We start from the raw sequence: 21583 nt of genomic DNA, 5'->3' as shown, positions 1-21583 counted from the left end.
CCCTTGTGAGCGAACTCGATCTCCTGCGGCAGCGCTTCTCGCGCATCCTGCTCGCCCTTCTCTGGCTCCATCTGCCGGTCCTCGGCTTCGTCGTCCTGGTCCTCGGACTGGGCTCGACGTGGACCCTGGCGGCGGCAGGTCTCCTCGTCGCGGCCGCGACGGTCGCCCGCTGGGAGGATCCGGTCGGCATCGCGACGCGCCTGGTCAGCAGCGCAGCCCTCGCCGGCATGCCGGCTCTCCTGCTTGCGGCGTTCGCCGGCCATGCATGGCAGCCGGACCTGCACATGTACTTCTTCGCCTGCCTCGCGATCACGGCAGCATGGTGCGACTGGCGCTGCATCCTGCTGGCCGCCACGCTGACGGCGCTCCACCACCTTCTGTTGAACTTCCTCGTGCCGGCGCTCGTCTTCCCCGGCGGCGCCGACATCTGGCGGGTCGTGCTGCACGCCGTGATCGTCGTGCTTGAGACGGCCGTGCTGATCTGGCTGTCCGAGGCGCTCGCCCGCAGCTTCGCCCACAACATGGAGGCGACGCGCGCCTCCCGCGAGGCGCAGGCCTATGCCGAGAAACTCTCCCGGATCAGCGAGGACGAGCGGCAGCTGCAATCCGACCGCCGCGAGCAGCTCGCCGCGGCCGCCCACGAATTCGACGCGGATGCCCATGCCCGCTGCGACGGACTCGTCGATGCGACGGCGTCCCTGCAACAGGCGGCCGGCGTCCTCCTGGCGTCATTGGAGACGACCGCGGATCAGGTCGAGATCGTCACCGACGCGTCCCGGGCGTCGGCCACCGAGGTCGAACGGGCCGTCCAGGTGACCGGAAGGCTCTCGGCCGCAGCCGGGCAGAGCGGCACGAAGCTCGCGCGGACCACGGAGACGATCGTGACCGTCCGGGAGCGGATCGAGGAGGGCTCGCGCATCAGCGCCGCTCTCCTGGAGGAGGCGCAGGCGGTCGGCGAGGTGACCGCGCTGATCCACGACATCGCCGAGCGGACGAACCTGCTGGCGCTGAACGCCTCGATCGAGGCCGCCAGAGCGGGTGCGGCCGGACGCGGCTTCGCGGTCGTCGCCGCCGAGGTTAAGGAACTGGCCCTGCAGAGTTCGGCCGCGACGAGCCGTATCGACGAGCAGATCGGCCGGATCCTGAAGGGCATCGGCAGCGTCGGCGACCACGCGGCGGGGGCGACCGGTCTGATGGTGGAGCTCGATCGCGTCGCGTCCGAGTTGGCGGGGACGATGCTCTCCCAGGCCGGCGAGACCGACGAGGTCTCGCGGCAGATGGCGACGCTGGCGACCTTCGTCCAGGATGTGGCCGGCCGCATGAACAGCGTCGCCGCGATCTCCAAGACCTCGCGCGACGACGTGGGGCGGGTGATGTCGACGCTCCAGTCCGTCCGGCACTCGGTGGAGGGTCTGCACGCCCGGGTCACGGAATTCTCGGCGTCAGCCCGCACGCTATGACGGAAGTCGACCGCGACTAGCTTCCTTTGTTTGCGGCCGAGACCGGATGTCACGAACGCAAGCCGCCCATTCAAGCAACATTCATCTCCGGGAATTGCGGATCTAAGCTCTGATCGGCCTATGAAAACGATGCGGAAACTTCAAGACTCCGAAGACCAATAAAAATTCGTAGCGCCACCTCTTACGGGAAGGCGAGGGAGACTTACATCGTGCCCGCGGCGGGAGTGCCGCTGAAGGAACACTCATCATGATGAAGCGTGTCGCTATGGCCGCCGTGGCGGCAAGTGCCCTCGTGGTCGCCAGCCCGGCGGCCGAAGCGAAGGGCTGCATCAAGGGCGCCATCGTCGGCGGGATCGCTGGCCACTACGCCGGACACGGCATCCTCGGCGCCGTCGGCGGTTGCGCGGCCGGCCGCGCCCTGGCGAACCGCCAGGCGCAGCGGCAGCAGGCCGCGCCCTTGAACACCAGCGGCACGGTGCGTCCGAGCCAAGGTGCCGGCGGCTACGTGGGCTATTGATGCCGGGGCAGCACCCTGTCATCCGCAGGGTGCCGCTCTCCCGGACCGCGCGAGCGGCGCCGAAGCTGCGGTCATCCGCGGCGGATAAATGACCGAAGTGGGACCGACCACCCGACGCGTGATGTGGCCCGTCCGGCCATCCCGTCCGCGAGGCACCGTACGACGTGACCTTCCCGCTGCAGCTCGCGTACGATGCGCGGACCGCCGTCATCCTCGAAGGCATGAACGAACGGGTCCCCGGCTTGCCGCGGGACCTGCCGGATATGATGCGCGATATCGCTCTCCGGCGTACGCTCCTGCACAGCCAGACCGCCCTAGCCCTGATCTCAATCCATCCGCACGAGCCAGCCCCCGACATGGTCGTGCTGGCCCGCTATGCGATCGCGCAATGCGGTGGCAGGTTGGAGGATGCCGGAGCCGAGCTTCCTTCGGTGCAGGCCGAGACCATCGCAGAGGAGTGGCACGCGATCTATCGTCGGGTCCTTGCGGTCATGCTCGGAGACGCAAACACGTCCTACCTGCCCAACATAGAGACCGTTGAAGCGTCCGCTTTGCCCTCGGTGTGTCCGAAAGCGGACGGGCAGAAAACCACCCACCCCAGTCATCCCGACTGGCCTACCGGTGAGGCCGAAGCTGGCCGAAAACGGAATGGCAGCTTCAGAGAAGGTACGTAGGAAAAGCGGACGGCCTTCTATCGAACTAATGCAATCGTCCATGCTCGGCAACGATGCGGCCGTCCTGGCAGATCTCGACGCACTCGGCGTAGGCGCGCACCTCGGTACGCGCAGCGCCTCGAACACCCGGATCAGGGTCAGCCGCTCACGCGCCGGCCTGCTGGCGTTTGCGGCTAGCATCCGGTCGAGGTCGTCCCGCCATGATCTCAGCTTGCGCAGCGGCTGCAACTCGCGCGCGTAGGCGAAGCTGGTGGCTCCCGAGCGAATGACCCTTCGCACGGTGTTGCGGGAGCCGTGCAGGTCGCGGACGATGTCCTTGATCGACTGGCTAAAGATGTAGAACTTGCGCCGGATGGCCAGGCATTTATGCGTGAACTCGTCGACGACGTTAAGCATCTGGAACTTACGTCCGTCATTCGTGCGGGCATCAACGAAGTCATACGACCAGACGTGATTGCGGTGATTCGGGCGAAGACGGAGGCAGGAGCCGTCGTTGTCCTGGATCTGCCCTTGCTTAGGCTGCTTGACCAGGACCTTCAGGCCCTCACGTCGCCAGATCCGCTCGACGCGCTTGTCGTTGACGAGCCACCCGGCCGCCTTCAGCAGCGCGCTGATCTTGCGGTAGCCATAGCGTCCATACCCTTCGGCCAACGCTACCAGGTCGGCCGTCAGCGCCTCTTCGTCGTCACGGCCCCGCGGGATCTTACGCTGTGTCGAGCGATGCTGTCCGATCGCCCGACAGACGCGGCGCTCGGAGACGTGCAGGACATCGATGATGTGCACGACACAGGCGCGTCGGCGCGCAGGGCTCAGATGGGGTATTCGGGACGCCTCCTGCAGGATCAGTTTGTCGAGCGTGAGGTCGGCGATCGCCTTGCGCAGCCGCTGGTTCTCGGTCTCCAGATCCTTCATCCGGCGTACCTGATCGCTCTTCAGGCCGCCAAACTCACGCCGTCACTGGTAGTACGTCACTGAACTCACGCCGAGGGCGCGGATCGTATCGGAGTTGCTCTGGCTCTATGAGATCAACACATCCGCCTGCCGTAGCTTGGCGACGATCTCCTTGGGCTTCGGGTCCCTGGCCATATCGTCCGTCCTCCAGGCTCAAAAGCCATACCGAAGGGCGGACCACTTCAATGGGGGTGGATCAGCTATGACCTACAGCGAGAAGCGCTCCAGCCTCGCAAAGTCCCTGGGTCTAGGAAAACTCCGAGCGCGCGAGGTTCATGTCGAGCCGAAGCCGACGCCGAAGGCGCTCAAGAAGGCGGTCTTATTCAGCAGCAATCAATCGTTGCTGGCATCCACGGGTGTAACGTCGGCATCCTGAAGCCAGTCAGGCAGTCCAGGTACGACCTCTCCGGCCACCTCGGCAGCAGTTGCCAACGCCCTCCCGGCTTTCGCCTCCGGTTGCTCCGCCCGGACCTCTGCAAACAGCTGCCGAGCCCGACGATCAATCTCTTCGTCAGACAACTTCACTTCACCGAAATCAGCTATTCGGTTCACCCTGGTCGCTCCTCAACAAAGTCACCCCGCTGCCTGATCAGATTTAAGGCCAAGCGCCGGGGCGACCGGTGTCCAGCCGGATCAACCCCGCGCAAAACGGCTCGATCCCACGACCAGACCGCATGGTTAGCGCCACGTTAAGCTACGTCGCCCCCGGGAAAGCAGTTCCGCGTGAGGTAGCCGCCGGGCATCGCAAAAGGAATGGGCGGCGGATTCGACCGTGCGGCAAGCGCGCACGCTCCTTCTTCCTACCGGTGTGCTCCCGGGGTGGCAGTGACTGCACGGCGATCCGGCTACGATGAAGCGTCCTCAGGGCGCATGCTATGCCGATCGCACTACCCACACCTCATCGACTTGTACTTCTCGGGCTCCTTCTCGTCAGCCTCGTGGTGCTGGCGGACTGGGCTGCCAGGGTTGAGCTCGCCAGGGCCGTCCGTAACTCGCTGAACGACGGCGCCCATTCGCTCGCGCAGATCGCTGCCGCGGACGACTAGGCGGCGTCCAACCTCAGCTGCCCGACGGAACAAATATCGCCGGGCTGAATGCCGTTGGCTGCTTCTCACCGTAAGGCCGCCCCTATCAGCAGCCAGTGTCATTATTTAGGACCGTTAGGATGTGGGTGCACAACTTGACCGCGAGCCCGCTCGACCAACTCCAGATCATTCGGTTCGATGATAGCAAATGTCTTTGCCGGATGGGTGAACTCCACGTCGAAGGCAGCTCCGTGCGCCCAGCGTACGACGATGGTGCCGACGCAGCCGGCATAGACAATTCCTCCATCCTCGCTCTTGACGGCCGCCCGCAAGCGGACGCGGTCTTGAAGCTGGAATGCGGCGTTGGGCCTTCTCGGCTCTCGCGTCCGGCGGCGTGATGTCGTCGTTTGGTTGGTATGCTGTTTAGCCATGACTTTGGGAGTTTCGGTGGAACGGAAGAGGCCAGATCCAACAGGACATTAGACATCATCGCGACGCATGAGCGTCACGAGTAAATGTTATAGAGGTTTATTTATAGCAAAGTTATATTTCTTTTATTGTAGGCAAGCGCTCCTGATCTCTCAAGCGAAGTGTCGATCTGTGGCATATTCAAACGGCGAAGAAAGACAACGCCAACGCCGCCATCGAATATACGCACGACCCGGGCCCCTGATGAGCCGATCATCACGAGTTCGCCGACCTGAAGCGGCTCTGCGACATGCAGCGCGGCACCGGAGGCGGACACGTTCATCAGAGTTGCTGGGATTTGGCTCCCGCTCTGCAACGTCAGATTGAGGCTGATGTTCTCCGCCTGTATGCGCTCGTCCCGCCAGGGGTATGACTTCGGCTTCTGCTCGCGGGCGATGGCGACAAGCTTCCCCACAAGGTGGCGGATATGGCGACCCTTCGTGAGCACCTTCAGGAAAAAGCCAGCCGGCGAAACCCGTATGACACGCCCGTTCAGATGGCCCACCCCGCCGATATCGCACACGATGTGTTCGAAGAGGGCGGGGATGGTCCTGGACTTGAACTGGATGCCGTCCCGGGCGAGTTCCTGGGTGACGGCGTCGAATTCGTCGCGCAGCTCCCGCCAGCAAAGCGCGGGCAGCGCGACCGGAATGGTCAAGGTCGTAGCGCGAGGAGACATATGCGGCACCCATGACGCGTATGTCAGGCAGCGCGGACGGTCGCGAGGAAGTCCCCAACCTCACTGCGCAGCCGTCCAGATTGACGCGACAGTTCGGAGGCCGAGGCGAGCAGCGCGCTCGACACCGCGCCCGTCGACTCCGCCGCTCCGGCGACGCCCGCAATGTTGGCGGTCACTTCCCCGGTTCCGGCTGCGGCCTGGGCAACGTTGCGCACGATCTCCTGGGTGGCGGCTCCCTGCTCCTCGACCGCTGCGGCGATGGAGGCTGCAGTGGCGCTGATCTCGTGAACACGGTTGGTGATGCTGCCGATGGCTGTCACCGTCTGTTCGGTCACGTCCTGGATCATGGCGATCTCGGCCGTGATCTTCTCGACGGCCTGAACGGTGAGGCCCGCGAGAGCCTTCACTTCAGATGCCACCACGGAGAAGCCGCGTCCCGCCTCTCCGGCCCGGGCCGCCTCGATGGTCGCGTTGAGGGCCAGCAGGTTCGTCTGCGCAGCAATGCGCGAGATCATCTCGACCATGTCCCCGATCCGGGCCGACGTCTGCGTGAGAGCCTGCACGAGCTTCGCCGTGCCTTCCGCTTCGGCGACCGCGACCCGGGCGAGATCCGCCGAGCCATGAGCTTGCCGACCGATCTCCTGTACGGACGCGCCCAGCTCCTCTGTGGCGGCCGCGATCGTCGTGACATTGCTGGCAGCCTCCTCAGCGGCAGAGGCAACTGCTTCTGACTGCGCCGCCGTCTCGGCGGCGGTGCCGTTCATCGCGCCGGCCGTAGCTTCCAACTCGGTCGACGAGGTCACGACGCGTTCCACAACCTCTCCAACATTGCGCTCGAAGGTTTCAGCGAGAACGTGGAGGGCGGCGCGTCGTTCGGCGGCGGCCTCGACCTCTGCCGCCCGCGTCGCTTCTTCCAGGGCCAGCGAGCGCACAAGCCCATCCTTGAACACCCGGGTCGCCTCCATCATCCGGCCGATCTCGTCGCGCCGCCGCGTCTCTGGCACCGGCTTGCTCAGGTCTCCGGCTGCCAGGGCGCTCATCACATCCGCGAGGGCTGCGGTCGGACGGGCGATGCCGCGACCGATGACGGAGGCGAGGCTACCGATGACGAGGCCGCCGACCAGAAGCCCGATCAGCAGTTCGATGACGGTCGGCTTCATCTGGGCGAGCGTGTCGTCGGCGTAGACGCCCGATCCGATGATCCACCCCCACGGTGTGAAAGCCTGGACGAAGGAGATCTTGTCGACCGGCTGGTCGGCACCGGGCTTCGGCCATTCGTAGCGGACGTAGCCAGAGCCGGCCGCCGTCGCGACGTCGGCCATCTCCCGGAACAGGGCCTTGCCGGTCGGATCGACGGTCTTGCCGAGGTCCTTACCGTCGAGCTCTGGCTTCAACGGATGGACGATCATGTGCGGTTGGCTATCGATGATGAAGAAATACTCGTTGCCGGCGTAACGCAGGCTACGGACCGTTGCGACGGCCTGCGCCTGAGCCTGTGCACGGTCCATCCGCCCCGCGCGCTCATCCTCCTCGAAATGCCTGAGGATGCTGTGTGCGGTCTGGACCAGGTCTCGGGTCTTCAGAGCACGCGCTTCCGTGATGGCCGTGTGCAGTCCGAAGGCCGCAACGCCGGCGGTCGCGACCATGCCGAGAAGGGAAATCAAGACGAGTGATTGGATCTTCAGCCCGATGCTGAACCGCATGACGCTTCCTTTTCTGCTATAGGATCGCGCCAAAACTAGGTTTGCACACTTAATTCATCGTAATTTATCTTTGTCGCTTATCTCTCATTTAACTAAATTTTGACATGAATTTCGTCACTTTTCGACAAATCTTGCCAAGATCACGAAAATTTTTCCTGTCATTCAAACATAAATTCGGTTTAATCCGCCTTCAGTTCCCTTATTGTCTACTGGTACGTAGCGCCTCTGATTGGTACTTACGTACTAGACCGCTCGTTTTGGGTTTTAAGTCGACTGAAAATTCTCAAAAATCGAGCAAATTTGCTTGTCCAAGAACTGTCGCGCCCGTCCCAAAATTTGATTTTTCGCGCACCTAGCTTTCGAGGTGGGTCGATAGCGGTCTGTACGGCTGGCATAAGTCACAAGCGGATGAAGCAGTGTCGTTTGCTTACCCCCGCCTTCTTCTCAGAAGAAAACACTTGCAAAGCTGAATTTCTGACGTTGTGAGCTGCCGCTGAACGCCGGAAAGACCCAATGCGGGCGCCACCGAGCGTCGGCATGCAGTATCAGAACGTCCGGTAGGGGTTGCTCGCGCTACTTCGGGCAAACAACGGCAGGACGCCGAAGGCACTGGCGAGCGAGAGCGGCTGCGTCGGCTGTGCCGCGGCGACGCCTTCGATTGTCGGGCTCCCAAACCCGGCGAATGTCGGAAGCGACGGTAGCCCTGTATCCGCGGCCTTTCCCACGCCGCTCAGCCCGGCCGACACGCCGACCTTGCCCCACCCCTGGGCGAGACCGCCAAGCGTCTTCATCGTGTCACCCACGTGGCTGGCCGCGTTCAGTTCAAACGGCAGGACCGAGGCCGAGCCCCGCATGAAGTTGCCGACCTGCCCGATTTGCCCGGCGCCCTTGCCTGGGCTCGCGTGTCCGTTCCGATCAGGTCCGAGAATGAGCGCAGGGTGCCGAGGGCGTCTGCCTGCTGCGCGCCGTAGGCGCTGGCGTTTGCGCGCTGCGCGGCCTCGCCTTGCGTCGTGATGTTCGAGCCAGTGGCCGGGGCTTTCACAGGGGGTGGCCCCCCGCCGGCACCCGTCTGTCTCGCAGCCTTGTCGGCATGAGCCGGCGAGGTGACCGACGATGGGACACCCTGCGCACGATCCGGCCACGAAAGTGGGGTCGGCCTGAAACGCTCGCTTGAAGCTCGGGGCCAAACGAGCCAGGCGGCAATCCGCCCTTATCGGTCATGTGGCAGCCTCCAACTGCGTCTTCGAAGTAGACATCCCTCCAGCTCCGCACAGGTGACGCGGGCGGCCGGCGCGCGGCCCCTCGGGGCGGTGGGACGGGCCACAGATCTGGCATGGGCCTGCCCGACATTGCCCGAAGGCGCGTCGGCCGTCAGTGAACGGTGGGAGATGGCGTGGGCCAATCCGCCGCCGTGGCTTCGGCGTCCGCGGCGATCTCAGACCTCAAACGCTCGACGGTCCTCAGTGCGCGTGCTGCTGAAACCCGCGCCCGCCCGAGCTTGGCCGCGTAGATTCTGCCGCCATCGGCGTCGATGCTCCGATCATCGCAGGCTTCGACCTCGCGGCAGGCGACCGACAGGGCGGTGAACCCGATCATGGCCGAAGACGCGCAGAGCTTGTGGGCGTTGTGTCGCTGCTTCAGACGCGTGTGGTCGTCGGCGGGATCGCCATCCAGGCTGGTCATCAACTCCCGGGCGAATATGTCCAGAATCTTGAGCATGCAGGACGGCGAAATGGTCCTGACGGTGGCGCCGTAGACGGCCTCGTCGAGATCGCCATCACGCCAGCCCCCAGCGCTTTGGTCGTCCGGGAGCAGGCCGGCGACGGTCTCCAGGAGATCGTCGTGCGCAAACGGTTTGCCCACGTGGCCATCCATGCCGGCGGCGCGGTAGGCAGCGACCTGCTCAGGCAGGACGTTCGCCGTCATGGCGAGCACGGGAACATGCGCCACCGGGCCTGGGAGAGCCCGGATGAGACGCGTGGCCTCCATCCCGTCCATGCCTGGCATCTGGACGTCCATCAGGACGAGGTCGAAACTCCCCTGCTCCACCGCTCTCACGGCGGATTCGCCATCGACCGCGATCTCGACCGAGTGCCCCGCGACGGCCAGCACGGCCTTGGCGAGTTCCCTGTTCACGGCGAAGTCGTCCACGAGGAGGATGTGTGCGTGACGGGTAACCCGGGGCAAAGGGGCCTCCCGACCGTCCTCGTCGGGGACAGTCGGACGCAGCGGGAGAGCGACCGTGAAGGTCGACCCGGCGCCGGCTTCGGATGAAACCTGGATCGTGCCGCCCATCAGGCCGACGAGATGGCGGCAGATGGCGAGGCCCAGCCCCGTACCGCCGTATTCCCGCTGGATCGAGCCGTCGACCTGGCTGAAACGCCGGAACAGCCGGTCGAGCTTGTCCGCCGCGATGCCGATGCCCGTATCGATGACCTGCACCCTGAGGTCGGCTCCCGAGGGGCAGTTCACCGGCGCGATGTCGAGCGTGACCGAACCCGCTGCCGTGAACTTCACCGCGTTGTTAAGAAGGTTCAGGAGGACCTGCCGCAGGCGGCTTTCGTCGCCCAGGATCCATCTCGGAAGTGCGGGATCGATCTGCATGCGCAGGTCGAGCCCCTTCGCCTCGGCTGATCCCCGCACGATGGCGACGCAGTTGTCGAGGAGCATGTGCAGGCCGAAGGGCCGCTCCACTAGCTCGACCGCCCCCGCCTCGACTTGCGAAAAGGCGAGGATGTCGTTGACGACCGTGAGCAGGGCGGCACCCGAGGAGCGCACGAGGTTCGCCTGCCGCCGTGTGTCCGGGTCGAGCCGTCCCGAAGAGAGCATCAGGTCGGTGAAGCCGATGACGGCGTTGAGCGGGGTGCGGATCTCATGGCTCATTGCGGCCAGGAAGTCCGTCTTGGCTCGGTTCGCCCGCTCGGCCTCGGCCTTGGCCTCCGAGAGGGCGATCTCGGCCTCCTTGCGCGCGGTGGTGTCGAGGGTCAGCCCGATGACGCGAACTTTCCGGCCGGCGGCGTCGGTCTCGACCCGGCCGCGGGCGTTGATCCAGCGGATACCGCCGTCCGGCCGCGGCACCCGGAACTCGGTCGTGTAGCTCCCGCCCTGCGCGATCGCTTGCGCGAGGCCGTCCAAGACGTGGGGCACGTCGTCGGGGTGGGCGAGCGGGCGCCAGTCGCGCTTGAGGTCGATCTCGACCTCCCGGTCCGGCAAGCCGTGCTGCCGGGCGCACTCGGCCGAGAGCAGCACGCGGCCCGTCGTCACCGCGTAGCTCCAGGTGCCCGCTTCGGCCGCGCGCATCTCGGCCTGGTGCCGGTAGCGCTCACTGAGGTCGGTGGCAATGCCGAGATACCCGAGATCCTGTCCGTCGTCGCGGCGCAACAGGCCGAGGCTGAGCAGCACCGGCAGCCGCTCGCCGCCCTTCGTGATGTAGGTCCATTCCCCAGTTTCCGGCCGCCCCTGCCTCGGCCGCGTGCAGAAAACCTCGATCCCGGGCTCGACCGGCCGCCCGATCTCCACCGATAGCGCCTCGGCGCGGCGGGCGACCTCGTCGGGGTCGTGGAACGTCGCCAGCGACATCCTGCCGACGACCTCCGAAGCCGTGTAGCCGAGCAGATGCTCGGCGGCCGGGTTGAACAGCGTGACGGTCCCGTCGAGGTCCGTCGCGATCACGGAGTAGCCGGCGTTGGCGACCACGGCGCGTTGCAGGGCGGAGCTCGCCTGGAGGGCTGCGGTCCGCTCGGCCACCTGACCTTCGAGCGTGGCGTTAAGGGCCCGGATCCGCTCTTCGACGGCCACCTGGTCGGTGGCATCCCGGATCACCGTCGCGACCCCGGTCACGCGTCCCCCCTCGGAGCGGATGGGGGCGACACTCACCTGCACGGGGAATTCGCTCCCATCCGCTCTCCTCCGCCAGGACGCATTGGGCGGCGTCGGCTCCCCCAACGCTGCCCGCGCCAAGCACCATCGCTCCTCGGCCCAGCGATGCTCCGGGATCATCAGTTCGGCGGCCCTCCGCCCCAGCGCCGCCGACGCCGGAATGCCGAACAGGCGTTCCGCCGCCGGGTTGAAGTCGGTGACGACTCCGTCAAGGGTCTTGCCGACGATGGCGTCCTGAGCGCTAGCCACGAGGGCGGCCACCCGACGGTGCTCGGCCGCCGCCTTCCGCTTGAGGCGGCCCGCCGACGCCCGGACCGAAAGGAGTGATGCGACGAGGCCGGTCAGGACGAAGGCGACGAACGCGACGTTCGCCGGCCGGGGCAGTCCTAGGTTGGCGACGAAGCCGGGCTTGGCCCGCGTGACGATCTCCCATTCGCGCCCGAAGACCGAGAGCGTCCTGGCGTCGGACAGCGACGGAAGGCCGTCCACGGCGCCGTCCGTCCCGATGAACGCCATGCTTCCGGCTGCCTTGTCCCGGATCGAGACCGAGACCTCCTCATCATCCAGGGGCGCGCCGGCGAGGATCTCGTCGATCACGAGCGCGCCGTAGGCCCAGCCGACCGTTGCCGCCCTCCGGGCCTCCACAGTGCCGGTGGGGGCGCCGGGCCGGAAGACCGGCAGGAACAGCAAGAAACCCCGGCCCTTCAGCCCACTGGCCTGGACGAGCGTGACCGGCGCCGTCAGGGTTGCCCGGCCCGTTTCCATGGCGCGATCTGCCGCGACGCGGCGGTGCTCCTCGGATGCCACGTCGACGCCAAGGGCCTCGGCGTTGCGCCCGGCAGGCGCGACGAACTCGATCACGTAGCGCTCGCCGTCCTGCGGAGACAGCTGGCGCAAGGCGAAATCCGGATCGCCCTCCGTCCGCCTCCTCCCGACGATCGCCGCGACATCCGTCCGGGCCACCCGGCGGATGAAGCCGTAGCCCCTCATCCCAGCAAACTCGACGTCGATGTCCCACGTCTCGGCGTAGCGGTCGAACTCCGCGCTGGTGATGACGTCGGGACCGACGGCCGCGACGCTGCCGCGAAGTCCCCTCAGGGCCTTCTCGTAGACGGCCATCCGTCCCACGACTTGAGCCATGACGTGGGCGGACGTCTGCGCGAGCCGTGAGGCCGCGATCCGGTCGTTCCCGTCCTCCACCAACCGCGCCGCAGCAAGTGCGAGGACGAGGCCGACGGCCAGGGCGGCCACCGGCGCGAGAGGCACGTGCCGTGCCCATCCATATCCGGCTCGTCCGTCCCTTGGCTCGATGCAAGGCTGGGGCTGCATCGCCTTCCTCACGAGAACCACTCACGTTTCTTGTCGTCTGGGCTTTGCCAGTTCCGAATCCGAATATTACGAGCCGTGTACGTCGTGCTTTGGCACATTTTGTCTTCATTCAGAGCGAATTATTAGCTCGCCTGTAGGCCGATCTTCACTAAATTCTGCTTCATATTTTTGGGGTCAGGAGCCGGCGGGGACGGCGGGACCGGGCGGTCGCGAAGAGCGAAAAGGTGCCCGCGACGTAGTTCGCCACCGCCCGCGTCCCCTCCATGTACCGGGCGAGCTCGGCGGTCCGCTCCGCCTCGACAAGCCTGACGTGCCGCCGGGGGTCTGGGGTCTCGAACCCGACATAGAACCACGGCTCGCCCCGCGTGAGGACGAGTTCCCGGTCGAGGTCGTGCCACTCGAAGGCCCACATCAGGTGGCGGGGCCAGACGTCGATGGGGAACCGGCCTCCGATGACGAGCCCCGGCCAGTCCGGCTCGCGCCGGTGGGCGAAAGGCGGGAACTGGCTCATGTGGACCGGATCGTCCGAGACGAAGACGTACGGCGTCACGAACTGGATGATCGGGCAGCGGGGATGGCGCCACTCTCGGGCGTTGACCCGCTTGACCATCTCGCCCAGCGCCCGGGTGCGGATGCTAGCGCGATCGCCGTCCGCATTGGCGAGGTTGACCTCCCCGGTCTTCGGATCAACGGCGATGCGCAGGCGGGCGCTGATGGGGCACGGCACGACGAAGTGCCGGGCCTCGTGGTCCACCACCGCCGGGCAGGCGGTCACCGATTTGGCATGCCGGGGACCTCCCGCGGCGGTCCGCAGCCGCTGCGGGGCGTCCCAGATGAAGCCGGCCCTTTCGGTATCGACGAGCCAGCCGACCTGGGCCGACCGGGACGGGGCCGCGCGCCCGACCAGGGGGGCGAGGCGCGCGGCGAAGGGGGCGAGGGACAGGCTGAGGCCCATCGTCGGTCTCCGAAAAGAGAGGACCGGCCCGCGGCAGTGCGGGCCGGCTGCCGGGATCAGGCCAGGACCAGGTCGGAGGCGTGGATGACCTTCTGGCCGACCCCGAGGTCGACCTGATGGTCGGCCGCACCGGACGCGTTGGTGGTGTGGAGGTCGAGGACGGTGTGCAGAACGCCGTTGACGGTCTCGTAGTGGTAGCGGGCCTGCCCGGCAGAGCCGGCCGCAAACTCATTGGAGGAAGTGACGGTCGGCCCGTTCCACAGCGCCGTGGCGTCGTTGAACGTGAAGTGCTGGGTGTTAGGCGCCTGCGTGTTCGCGTCGATGGCGGCGAGGCTGATTTTATCCGTCCCCGCCGTGAAGTCGGTGAATGTGGTGCGATTTGCGTTGGTCGTCGCATTCAACGAGGTGAAGAAGAGGGTGTCCGCCCCGCCATTGCCTGTGAAGGTCGTCGCTGCGGTGCCGACGGTCACGGTGTCGGCGCCCGCACCACCGACAACCTTCTCGAAGTTCTGGATCGTGATCGTCGCGGTCCCGCCTTGGCTTGTGGTGCCCGTGTTGCGCAGGTCTACAGTGACGGGCCCCGTGAGGTGGGAGAAGTCGATCGTGTCGGTTCCCGCGCCGCCGTCGTAGCGGTGGGTCGCGGTATCGGTCGCCGCCACAACGGTGTCGTTGCCCGACCCGCCGATGAAGTTCTGGACGTTCGTCAGCGTGTCGAAGTTGGTGGTGCCCGTCTTCGTGACGTGGACGGAGGTTTGGGAGAAGTCGACGCTCAGCGCGGTCGTGTAGGCGGAGTAATCGACGGTGTTGGTGCCGGTGGCAGATCCGTTGATGGTGTGGGCGGCGGTGTCGGCCGCCAGCACGAAGTCGTTATTCGTGCCGGTCCCGGTGAAGGTGGTGGACGTCGTGTTGCTGAGCGTCACCGCACCCGTCGCCGTCGCCGTCGCAGTTTTGGAGCTGTCGTTCACGGTGTAGGTGAAGCTGCCCCCGAGTACGCCGGTGTCGGTGACCGTTGAAGATAGTGTCGTATTCGCGTGCGTGACGGTCGCGGTCGCAGGATTCGACGCCGCCACGTTGGTGATGGTCAGCACGGTACTGTCCGCGTCGGTGTCGTTGGCCAGCAGTACCCAATCCGCGACCGCGAAGCTCCGGTTGAGGCCGAGATTGGTGACGATCGTGTCCGCCCCGGCCACCGGTGCATCGTTCACCGGGGTGAAGTGGACCGTGGTGGTGGCCAGGTTGCTGTCCTTGAGGCCATCGTTGACCGTGACGTCGATATGCCGGTCCGCGGCGCTAGGATTGTGGTTGGTCGGGTTCGAGAAGGTGATCGCCGCGATGGCCGCTTGGTAGGCCGCCTTGGAGGCCGACCCCGCCAGGTCGATCTCGGTCGCGCTGACCTTGGAGGCCGTGATGCCGCCGGTGAGCGCACCGAGGTTCAGCTGGTCGCCTGCGAGGCCGTCCCGGAGAACGATCTTCGCCGATGCGACATTCGTGTCGTCGGGGTCCGTGATGAGCGGGCTCCCGGCGATGGCGACGCCGCTGGCTCGCTCGACGTAGGTCGTGGCGTAGTTGTTGCCGGCGGCCGTGTCGGCGATGGAGTTGATCGCGATGTTGTCGACGTAGACGTTACGTCCGCTACCCAGCGCGGTGCTGACGAAATACAGCTTGGCGCTCGCGGTCAGCATCGATGGGTCGATCGTGGCGGTGATGGTTTGGGCCGTGGTCCCCGTGGCGGACGTGATGGTGTAGAGCGGCGTGTCGCTCGCTGTCGGGGCTGCTCCGCTTCCGATGAGGTAGACCTTGACGCTGTCGCCGGCGGTCAGACCCGTCTCGCGGACAGAGAAGCTCAGGCTGGCCGAGGTCACGGTGCTGAGATCGGCGGCGCGGGAGATCGTGTCCGCGTGCGGGTTGGTCGCCCCCACGAAATGCAGGTCCGGATTGTTCGCGCCCGCTCCGGTGTTGTCCACCTGGATCTGGCCGGTTCCGGAGGGGTTGAAGCTGGCCGTGTCGCCGGTTTCAATCCAGTTCCCGGCCCAGCCGGTCCCGCGGGCGTAGGGATTGCTGAAAAGCCCGGTCGCGGTGAAATTGTCGCTCGCGACCGTCACCGATCCCGGCACGTAGTTCAGATCCAGCGTCGGCGCCTTGTCAAAATAGGCCTGAATGTTGATCGTCTGGTCGGCGAAGGCGAGGTTCTGGATGCCGATGAGGAGGTCGGTGCCCTCGTTGACCATCGGGGTCCCCGTTGCGTCGAGCAGGGGGTTGCCGTTGGCGTCGACGAAGTCCGCCGCCGTGCGGGTGTCGGTGATCTTAAACGCCGCGACGCTGCCCCAGTTGGCATGGGGGTTGGCGATCGTCTGGCCGTTGGCGTCAATGGCGACCAGCGTGTATTTCGCCAGGCTGCCCGTGTAGAGGGCGGTATCGTTTCCGCCGTTCGGGGCGCCGTCGCCGAGGACGTAGTCCTTGTAGGCGCCTGACTTCAGGAGATCCGTGAAGTGCGCCGCGAAGGTGATGCCGCCGGTGCTGGCCGCCGCCAGGAGGCCGCCCTTCAGCACCGCATCCGCCGAGACCCGATGGCTCGCCCCGTCCACGTAGCTCGTATAGGGGTCCGCCTGCCCGTTCGGATCGACATAGGTGCCGATCAGGGTGTCGAGGCGCACCGAGCCGCCGACAATGACGTCGTTGCCGCCGCGCCCCTGGAGCACGTCGTCGCCGGAGCCGCCGATGAGCCAGTTGTCGCCGTGGCTGACCTGGGCTCCCGAGTCGCCGGGGCTGTCGCCCCGCAGGACGTCGGCGTTCTTGCTGCCGATGACCCCCTCCATCTCGAACCAGACGTCCCCGGTCGCGGTCGCGGTCGGGACGTTGGCCGGGAGGGGCGTCTTGTCCTGGGGCAGTTGCGACACCAGTGCCTGATTGGCGAGGTCGCCGACGATGCCGACGTTGATCGTCTGCTGGCTGTAGTCGGCCAAGTCGAAGCCGTCGTCGGTGGATTGCCCGTTCGGCCCGGTTGCCGAATCGCCGCCGATCAGCACGTCGGCGCCGCCGCCGTTCCCGCCGACCGAGGTGACGCCGGGTCCGGGGCGCAGGATGTCGTCGCCGGAGCCGCCGAAGAGCTGGTCGACGCCGGGGCCGCCATCCATGATGTCGTCGCCGCCGTCGCCGTTCATCACGTCGACGCCGGAGCCGCCGTTCATGTAGTCGTTGCCGTCGCCGCCGAACACGGTCGGGTCGGTGTCCTGGCCGCCGTAGATGAAGTCGTCGCCGGCGCCGCCGAAGATCTTGTCAATGCCGATGCCGCCGAAGATGTGGTCGTTGCCGTCGCCTCCGATGAGCTGGTCGAGGCCGTTGACGCTGGAACCCGAGGAGGCGCCCCAGATCCAGTCGTCGCCCTTGCCGCCGTCGATCAGGTCGGGGGCGTCGCCGCCGACGAGGATGTCGTTGCCGTCGCCGCCGTAGAGGGTGTTGTGCCCGGCATTCGACTTGCCGCCGAAGATGATGTCGTTTCCGGCACCGCCATAGGCGGTGTCGTCACCGATGCCCATCTCGATGTAGTCGTTGTATTGGGTGCCCACGAGCACCTCAGCCGAATCGGCGCCCACGTCGAGGCTGCCGTCCTTGTTGACGGTGGTGCCGTCGGGGCGGATGTCGAGGATGTAGTTCTCGTCCACCGTGATGTGGTCGCTCGCCAGGACCGAGGGATCAATCGCGCCGATCGCGTTCAGGGCCGTCAAGAGCGGCGGCACGGAGCCATCAGGCGCGGTCAGGCCGTCGTTCAGGGGCAGCGTGAAGACGTGTTCCGAGATGGTGCCGTTGGCCTGCGTCGAGGCCCCGCCCGTCGACCAGATGCCGATGCCGACATTGTGCGATTCATCGATGATGGTGACGCCGGCCTCGTTGACACCATCCTTCGCCACGCCCGAACCGAAGGTGTTGGCGTCGCCAGCATGGGCGTCGACCTCCTGACCGTACTTGTGCTGGTCGGCACCGAGCTCCGTCAGCAGGAAGTTCGCGCTCGACGCGCCCGGCGAGATGCCGGTTGACACGTCCGTGGCCTGATCGACGTAGAGCACCTTGTCCGCCGCCACCGCGCCCGTCGTTGGGTCGAAGCCGTGGTCCGTCCAGGTCATGGTGGCCCGGTCGAACACCTTGTGGCCGTCGGCCGCGTAGAGGTCGGTCACCTCCTGGCCCCACAGGTCGTAGATCGCCCCCGTAGGGATGGTGCCCGTGGCATTGCCGCTGGCGTCGAGCCACTGGCCGGAATGGCCGGACGCATCCACCGCGAACACTTGGTGCCAGGAGCCGTCCTCTTTATTCCCCTGGTAGAGGTCGCCGAGCTTGGTCGGGTCGGTGAGGTCGGCAGTGGCGACCTTCGCCGCCCGGCCCTCATCGTAATACTGGTCAGCGTAGGCGAAGATGTTGCCGTTGAGGTTCGTCACGCCGGTGTTGCGCTCGACGAGATCCTTGAACTGCTCGTTCTGAATCTCGTTGCCGAACTGCTGGTTCACGAGCCGCTGTAGGTAGTAGAAGCGGTCGCCATCCATCAGGTTCTCGATCTGCGTCACGAAGATCGTGTCGAAGGTCTCGCCGAGCACGCCGCCCGCGACGTGGGTCTCGGCGAGGCCGCCGATCCAGAGGTCGACCTTGTCGATTCCCTTGTCGCCGCCGTTCATGAACTGGCTGGCATAGGCCGACTGCGCCGCATAGGTCGTCCCCAGCGTCGAGGCATAGGCCTGCTCGTCGGCCGAAAGGTCTGTGAACTTCACGCCGTGATAGAGGTCGAGGATGGTCTGAGCCTTGGTCATGTCGCCATCGAAGGAATAGGCGGCGACGAAGTTCACGAGTTGCTCGGGGTGGACCATCTGCAGGCCGAAGTCGGCCCAGTCGGCATAGGCCTTGAGACCGAGCGCGGTCTTGGCCTCATTCAGCGTCGGCATGCCGACGTCGCGGCCGCGGGCGATGTTGATCGCGCCGAGGTCGAGGGGCTGGCCGAGCAGGCCCTCGTTGAGCGAGGGTGTGATGCTGTTGTCCACCTCGTTCATGAGCTGGCGCTCCATTCCGAGCGCGATGGCGCCGGGCCCGATCTTGGCGAAGAGCGCCGGATCGAGGAACGCCTGCTCCAGAGCGTAGCTCATGATCTTGCCGGTGATGCCGCCGGTTGGGTCCATCGTGTCGATGGTCTCCCGGAGCGTCGAGTGGCCGAAGCGGAAGGCCGCTTGACCGAATTCCAGGGAGATGTCGGCGTTCTTGTCCGAGGCGTAGCCAGCGAACTCTTGGATGTTGGGAGAGACCGCACGGGCGTACTGGTCGACCGCCATATGCTGGTATTCCATCTCCACCGTCAGCTTGGCGGCGTTGAACATCTTGTCCTGGTCCCAGGACAGGTAGCCGTTCGCGTCGGTGTAGCTGCCGTCGGCGGTGATCGGGTTTCCGAACTCGTTCAGGACGAAGCCGGCGAACTTACCGTTGGCGCCGTCGAGCGGGTGGGTGGCGCTGGTGACGTAGAAGTCGCCATTCTCGTCGCGTGCGACGAGGCCCTCGTCGGCGGCGATCATCCGCCCGTCTTGGGTCGTGGCGAAGTTCGCGAAAGCGACTGCGCCGTTGCCACCCGGGTTGGCCCCGGAGGTCGCGTAGAGGTTGCCGTTGGCGTCACGGGCCAGGACCGTGGTCGGATTGGCATGGTCGGCGGCGGTCTTGACGACGTAGATCTGACCGGAGGACGCCGTCGCATCCGCTTGGAGCCCGACGAAGGCGTTGGTAACTGCCGCCTTGGCGTCGACCGCCACCTGCCAGTCATGAACCGTCGCGTGAGGGTGGCCGGCATCGCTGCCGGTGAGGTTCTCGGCGTCTATGCCGAGCATGTAGGTCTCGATGTTCTGGACCTGATACTCGTGCTCCTCGTGGAACACATGGTGGACGGCAGTGAGGCCCATGTTCTCGTTCGCACGGCCGTCGCCGGCGATGTAGTGGTCGCCGACGGACTCCATCATCAGCTCGCCGATGGCGGCGTGGAGCGCGGTCGACGGATCGCCGATGGCGGCCTGGCCCGGATCGCCGAACAGGTTCGCCTGAATCGTGAAATCCGAGAAGTTGAGGAACGGCGCGAGCGCGCCGACCCCGACCCCCGTCACGCTCCTCAGAGCCCCGGTCGAATCGAAACTGAGGGCATATGGGTCGAGCCCCTGGGCGTGGAGCGCGGCATTGATGGCGTCGAGGGCCCCCTGGCTGATGTGCGCGCGATCGAAATGCGGATTGTTGTCGAGGAGCAGCGGCTCCGAGAGCTGGACCGGCTGGCCGTTAACCAGCTTGATCGATCCGTCCGGGTTACGCTCGCGCAGGCCCTGGATGACGTCTTCCCAGCTGAGGTCGGCCCGGGGACCGCCGACGGCGCTGCCGCCGTTGCTTTGGATCTCTTTGCGCAGCTCGTCGAGGGTTGGGAGGGTCGCGGTCGTGATGTTGCCGAAGGCGTTCTCGTAGGGCGCAACGGTGTGGCCATCCACGAGCGTATCGCCCGGATGCCAGGCCCCGCTATTCGGGTCCTTGACCCACTTGCGCAGGATGTTGTCCGTATCGAGTTGCGAGCCATAGGTTTGGCTCTGGTCGATGTAGGGACTGTCGTGGTTCTGGTAGCCCGGCACATAAACCGGGTTGCCCTGGGCATCCACCATGCCCTGACCCGTTTTCGGATCAACCTCCTGAACCGGCCCTTCGACGATGGCGCGGTTGATGGTGATGGAGGTGGTCGGCTGCCCGTCCGGTCCGATCACCCCATAGAGCGGGTCGTCGACCGCCAGGGGGATGACGATCTGGTAGCTTGAGGATTTGCCGATGAAATCGAGTCCGTGATCGAAGAACTGGCCGAACAGCACGAACCAGCCGTTATTCGGGGCGTTGCCAGCGATCGAAGCGATGTTGCCGTAGAAGTATTCGTGGTTGCCGAATCCGGTGGCGCTGTTGGCATCCGTATTCTGCTTATCGTGCTGACCCGTCATCGAGAGCGTGCCGTAGCCCGCGCCCGAATACAGGTTGGCGTCGCCCTGGGAGGTCACCCCGCCCGTGCCGTCCGCTTGGCCGGGCAGCAGCGCCACCGAAGTGTCCACGATGGCCGTGCCCTCGATCAGCGCGCTCGTGTCGATGTGGTTGTCGTAAATCGGCTTGGAGTAGCTGTAGGCGTCGGCGTTCCACAGGACGTTGTGGCCATGCGCATCCTGCCCGACGACGGTCCCGGCCGCCAGGGTGCGATAGTAGTCGACGGAGTGATGGCCCGCGGTGATGTCGGCCTCGACGAGTTTGACGAGGTCGGGCGCGTATTCCTTCGAGTTCCAATAGACGTTGTGGTTCAGGCCGTCGCGCAGCAGGACCACGCCGGTTCCCGCTTCGTAAGTGTAGGCGAAGCCGCCCGATGAGGTCGCGTCAAGGGGGTCGTGTGTGATGGCCGTCGGGTCGGCGACCTTCAGGTACTCGACCGGCGTGCCACCCTGCGTCACCGTCTGGGTGATCATGCGGGGCGTGTAGTCGATGACGCTCTGTTCGTGCGTCGTCACGGCCTTCGTCGTGGGGTCGGTCGTGAAGGTCACGGCATAGTTGGTGTCGTTCGCCAAGTTGGTGCGGTCGGCGAGGTTTGGAATGTAGTGCGCCGGGTCGAAGTTCGGCGACGTCGGATCCATCGAGGCCGTGAACTGGGGATGGTATTTCGGGTCGAGCTCGCCGCCGGACAGCGACTTGACCTCGGTTGTGACCGTCTTCCCGACTTGGATGGGGGTGCCTGACGCGGTGCCGTTCACGAAGCTCTGGGTCGTCACGACTGAGGAGTGGACCGTCTCGTCCTGGTTGACCAGGAGGTGATGGTTGTCGGTCCGCGTGTCCGTGTACGAATCGGTCGTCGTGGTGCGGGTGAAGACGGTGAAGGTGAGCGTCGCACCGCCGACCACGGCCGACTGGATGGACGTCGG

At 65.8% G+C, this 21583-nt stretch carries 8 protein-coding genes and 2 pseudogenes; 2 read left to right on the top strand and 8 right to left on the bottom strand.

Annotated elements, in window-relative coordinates; genetic code table 11:
• Positions 1-5 precede the first annotated feature (5 nt).
• Entirely contained in the window at positions 6-1460 is a 1455-nt protein-coding gene (locus tag MFF22_RS24675) for a methyl-accepting chemotaxis protein (protein WP_283206163.1), read from the top strand.
• A 247-nt stretch (positions 1461-1707) separates the two neighbouring features.
• The gene (locus MFF22_RS08400; RefSeq protein WP_306424668.1) at positions 1708-1977 is read left to right on the top strand and encodes a hypothetical protein; all 270 of its coding nucleotides are present in this window, start codon (positions 1708-1710) and stop codon (positions 1975-1977) included.
• Between the two features lie 782 nt (positions 1978-2759).
• Here MFF22_RS08400 and MFF22_RS08395 read toward each other — a convergent pair.
• The 8 genes and pseudogenes from MFF22_RS08395 to MFF22_RS08355 all read right to left on the bottom strand — a co-directional run.
• Positions 2760-2972: pseudogene (locus tag MFF22_RS08395) on the bottom strand (IS21 family transposase); the annotation flags it as partial.
• Positions 2949-3737, bottom strand: a pseudogene (locus MFF22_RS08390) (IS3 family transposase); the annotation flags it as partial. The pseudogenes MFF22_RS08395 and MFF22_RS08390, both read right to left, overlap by 24 nt.
• A gap of 1422 nt (positions 3738-5159) precedes the next feature.
• Positions 5160-5753 (bottom strand): PilZ domain-containing protein, encoded by a 594-nt coding sequence (locus MFF22_RS08380; RefSeq protein ID WP_238248514.1) that lies wholly within the window; start codon positions 5751-5753, stop codon positions 5160-5162.
• 44 nt (positions 5754-5797) lie between these two features.
• Positions 5798-7477: a methyl-accepting chemotaxis protein gene (locus MFF22_RS08375; protein ID WP_238248513.1), complete on the bottom strand. Its 1680-nt coding sequence runs from the start codon at positions 7475-7477 to the stop codon at positions 5798-5800.
• Positions 7478-8022: 545 nt separating this feature from the next.
• The gene (locus tag MFF22_RS08370; RefSeq protein WP_238248512.1) at positions 8023-8331 is read right to left on the bottom strand and encodes a hypothetical protein; all 309 of its coding nucleotides are present in this window, start codon (positions 8329-8331) and stop codon (positions 8023-8025) included.
• A gap of 517 nt (positions 8332-8848) precedes the next feature.
• Entirely contained in the window at positions 8849-12622 is a 3774-nt protein-coding gene (locus tag MFF22_RS08365; protein ID WP_238248511.1) for a CHASE domain-containing protein, read from the bottom strand.
• 223 nt (positions 12623-12845) lie between these two features.
• Complete coding sequence (locus MFF22_RS08360; RefSeq protein WP_238248510.1) at positions 12846-13640, bottom strand: hypothetical protein; 795 nt, start codon at positions 13638-13640, stop codon at positions 12846-12848.
• 56 nt (positions 13641-13696) lie between these two features.
• On the bottom strand, positions 13697-21433 hold the full coding sequence (locus MFF22_RS08355) for a peroxidase family protein (protein WP_238248509.1): 7737 nt from the start codon (positions 21431-21433) through the stop codon (positions 13697-13699).
• Positions 21434-21583: the final 150 nt, after the last annotated feature.

Source organism: Methylobacterium persicinum (assembly GCF_022179525.1).
GTDB lineage: Bacteria > Pseudomonadota > Alphaproteobacteria > Rhizobiales > Beijerinckiaceae > Methylobacterium > Methylobacterium persicinum.
This window is presented reverse-complemented; position numbering and strand designations above follow the sequence as displayed.

What these genes read in the sequence shown, in the direction of transcription:
- MFF22_RS08400 (WP_306424668.1), top strand. Translation starts at nt 1,708, where the DNA reads ATGATGAAGCGTGTCGCTATGGCCGCCGTGGCGGCAAGTGCCCTCGTG.
- MFF22_RS08360 (WP_238248510.1), bottom strand. Translation starts at nt 13,640, where the DNA reads ATGGGCCTCAGCCTGTCCCTCGCCCCCTTCGCCGCGCGCCTCGCCCCC.
- MFF22_RS08375 (WP_238248513.1), bottom strand. Translation starts at nt 7,477, where the DNA reads ATGCGGTTCAGCATCGGGCTGAAGATCCAATCACTCGTCTTGATTTCC.
- MFF22_RS08370 (WP_238248512.1), bottom strand. Translation starts at nt 8,331, where the DNA reads ATGCGGGGCTCGGCCTCGGTCCTGCCGTTTGAACTGAACGCGGCCAGC.